The organism is Roseomonas acroporae, from assembly GCF_023223525.1.
GTDB classification, from domain to species: Bacteria; Pseudomonadota; Alphaproteobacteria; order Acetobacterales; family Acetobacteraceae; genus Roseomonas_E; species Roseomonas_E acroporae.
Genome location: NZ_JALPRX010000183.1, coordinates 1 through 2,815, shown reverse-complemented (window position 1 = coordinate 2,815; position 2,815 = coordinate 1). Strand labels below are relative to the sequence as shown.

Below are 2,815 nucleotides of genomic sequence, written 5' to 3'. Positions count from 1 at the left end.
GGGCGCGGGATGCGCCCGGTGGGGAGGGGTTACAGCGCGGCCCGCCCCCCCGGCGCTGAAGCCCTTCACGCCGCCGGACCGACCCTGCCGCCGATCGAGCGCTGCCGGCCGCTGATCCCTGTCCGGCCCGACCACCGGCCAGGCGTCGCGCGGCAGGAGCGACGGCAGATCCTCCAGCGCGGGCCTGAGCCCCGAGGGTTCCAGCCCGGTGTGGCCGAGCAGCGTCACCACTCCAGTTCCACCGTGCCGGCCGCATCCAGCCGCGCCCGTGCCCGGCCGACCTCGATGGGGTAGCCGCCGCCGGTGATGCCCGATGCCTCCAGATCGAGGAAGATCGGCGGCTCGGGCGCGCTCATGGTCGGGATCCCCGGTCGGACTGCCAGCCTCCATGCTGGCCGCGCGCCGCCGGCGGACGAGGCGCCTCGGGTGCCGGCAGGCCGTGCGGAACGAGTGCCGGTCCGTCGTGCCGCTGGCCGGGGCCCGGATCGGCGCCGGGCTGCGGCAGGCCGCCGTCGCGGGAGGCGGGCCGATGGCGCCGGCGGCTTGCCATCCGCCAGCCCAGGCCCAGCTTCGCGCCATGCCCCTGCCACCCGAGAACGTCTGGGACTACCCCCGCCCGCCGCGGCTGGAACGTGTGCCGCAGCGTCTGCGCATCGACTTCGCCGGGCGCACCGTCGCCGGGACCACCGCGGCCTGGCGCGTGCTGGAGACCAGCTACCCGCCCGCCTACTACCTGCCGCCCGGCAGCTTCTCCGGCTGCGCGCTGGAGCCTGCGCCCGGCGGCTCCCTCTGCGAGTGGAAGGGGCGTGCCCGGTACTGGACGCTGCGGGTCGGGGATCGTCGTGCCGAGGCCGCCGCCTGGAGCTACCCGGCGCCGACGCCGGCCTTCGCGCCGCTCCGCGACCACCTCGCCGTCCATGCCGGCCGCGTGGACGCCTGCTTCGTCGATGGCGAGCAGGTGCGGCCGCAGCCCGGCGGGTTCTACGGCGGCTGGATCACCGCCAACCTGATCGGCCCGTTCAAGGGCATGCCGGGGAGCGCGGGCTGGTGACGCGGCGCGTCGCCATCGTCGGCGCCGGCATGGCCGGCCTCGCTTGTGCCGGGGCGCTGGCCGCGGCGGGGCTGGAGGCGGTGCTGTTCGACAAGGGCCGTGCCGCGGGCGGCCGCATCGCCACCCGGCGCACCGGGCTGCCGGATGGTCGTGGCCTCTCCTTCAACCACGGCGCCCAGTACGCGACGGCGCGTGACCCGGGCTTCCTGGCGCTGCTGGAGCGGCTGCGCGCCGCCGGCCACGCCGCGCCCTGGGACGCGGCAGGGCCGGAGCGGTGGTGCGGCGTGCCGGCCATGTCCGCCCTGCCGCGCGCCCTGCTGGCCGATGGCGGCGCGGTGCTGCGCGCCGGGCGTCAGGTCGGACTGCTCCGGCGCGACGCGGCCGGCTGGGTTCTGCACCACCTGCCCGCCGCCGAGACGCGCCCCGGCGAGGTGGCGGCACGCGGCGAGCAGGAACGGTTCGACGACGTGCTGCTGGCCGTCCCGCCCGCCCAGGCCGCGCCGCTGCTGCGCGCGGCCGGGCAGGGCGGCCTGGCCGACCGGCTCGCCCCCGTGCAGGTGGCACCGTGCTGGAGCCTGATGCTGGCCTTCGAGGCGCCGGTCGCGGCGCCCGACACGCGGCGCTTCGCCGAGGGGCCGCTCGCCTGGATCGCAAGGGAGGGCAGCCGCCCCGGAGCCGACCCGGCGGCCTCCGACCGATGGGTGGCGCACGCCTCGCCAGGCTGGTCGCGCCGGCACCTGGAGGCGGACCCGCAGGCGGTGGCGCCGCTGCTCCTCGCCCTGTTCCGCGACGCCACCGGTGCCGCTGCCGCGCCGCTGCACCTCGCCGCGCATCGCTGGCGCCACGCCCTGACCGAGCGGCCGCTGGGCGAGGCCGCGCTCTGGGATCCCGCGGCGGGTCTCGGCCTGTGCGGCGACTGGTGCCTGGACGGGCGCGTCGAGGCGGCCTGGCTGTCGGGCCGCGCCCTGGCCGCGCGCGTGCTCGGCCGCTGATGCGGGGCTTTCCGGCCGATGGCTGCGCCGTGGTGATCGGCGCCTCCGGCGGCATCGGCGCCGCGCTGACGCGGGCGCTGGTCGCGGATGGCGGCTTCGCGGCGGTGGTGGCGCTGTCCCGCCGCGACGTGCGGCCCGTGGCTGGCGCCTTGCCGGGCCGCATCGACCTGCTCGACGAGACCGGCGTCGCCGCCGCGGCCGCGCGGGTGGCCGCCATCGCCCCGCCGCGCCTCGTGCTGGTCGCCACCGGCTGGCTGGGCACCGCGCCGGAGAAGAGCTGGCGCGCGCTGGACGCCGACCGGCTGGTGGAGGCCTTCCGGCGCAACGCGGTGGGCCCGGCCCTGGCCATGAAGCACTTCCTGCCGCTGCTGCCGGAAGGCCGGGCGGTGTTCGCGGCGCTCTCGGCCCGCGTCGGCAGCATCGGCGACAACCGCCTCGGCGGCTGGCATGGCTACCGGGCCGCCAAGGCGGCGTTGAACATGCTGCTGCGCAACGGCGCCATCGAGCTGGCGCGCACGCGGCCGGACGCCCTCTGCGTCGGGCTGCACCCGGGCACGGTGGACACCGGGCTGAGCCGTCCGTTCCAGCGCGGCGTGCCCGAGGGCAGGCTGTTCACGCCGGACTTCGCCGCGGAACGACTGCTCGCCGTCATCGACGGGCTGCGGCCCGCGGACAGCGGGGGCGTGTTCGCCTGGGACGGTGCGCCGGTGCCGCCCTGAGCGTGGATCACCGGCGGGGCCGCGCCGAGCCAAGCCGCCGCGCCAACGCGCTG

Annotated in this window: 5 protein-coding genes; 3 read left to right on the top strand and 2 right to left on the bottom strand. The window is 78.2% G+C overall.

Annotation, left to right across the window (positions count from 1 at the left end; genetic code table 11):
* Window positions 1-231 (bottom strand): hypothetical protein (locus tag M0638_RS27550; protein ID WP_248670160.1); only part of this gene is annotated, 231 nt, incomplete at its 3' end.
* Window positions 225-356, bottom strand: coding sequence for a hypothetical protein (locus tag M0638_RS29020; protein ID WP_282572340.1), 132 nt, complete (start codon window positions 354-356; stop codon window positions 225-227). The genes M0638_RS29020 and M0638_RS27550, both read right to left, overlap by 7 nt.
* Window positions 357-577: 221 nt before the next feature.
* On the opposite strand from M0638_RS29020, the gene M0638_RS27545 reads away from it, so the two are divergent.
* From M0638_RS27545 to M0638_RS27535, 3 genes are read left to right on the top strand one after another with little or no spacing between them, the layout of a single operon-like run.
* Window positions 578-1,051, top strand: a complete 474-nt coding sequence (locus tag M0638_RS27545; protein WP_248670159.1) for a DUF427 domain-containing protein — start codon at window positions 578-580, stop codon at window positions 1,049-1,051.
* Window positions 1,048-2,043, top strand: a complete 996-nt coding sequence (locus tag M0638_RS27540) for an NAD(P)/FAD-dependent oxidoreductase (RefSeq protein WP_248670158.1) — start codon at window positions 1,048-1,050, stop codon at window positions 2,041-2,043. Before M0638_RS27545 ends, M0638_RS27540 begins: the two co-directional genes overlap by 4 nt.
* A complete protein-coding gene (locus tag M0638_RS27535; RefSeq protein ID WP_248670157.1) occupies window positions 2,043-2,762 on the top strand; it encodes an SDR family NAD(P)-dependent oxidoreductase in 720 nt (239 codons plus the stop codon). Before M0638_RS27540 ends, M0638_RS27535 begins: the two co-directional genes overlap by 1 nt.
* Window positions 2,763-2,815: the final 53 nt, after the last annotated feature.

Coding starts and splice junctions, on each gene's coding strand:
- M0638_RS27545 (WP_248670159.1), top strand. CDS start 578: ATGCCCCTGCCACCCGAGAACGTCTGGGACTACCCCCGCCCGCCGCGG.
- M0638_RS29020 (WP_282572340.1), bottom strand. CDS start 356: ATGAGCGCGCCCGAGCCGCCGATCTTCCTCGATCTGGAGGCATCGGGC.
- M0638_RS27535 (WP_248670157.1), top strand. CDS start 2,043: ATGCGGGGCTTTCCGGCCGATGGCTGCGCCGTGGTGATCGGCGCCTCC.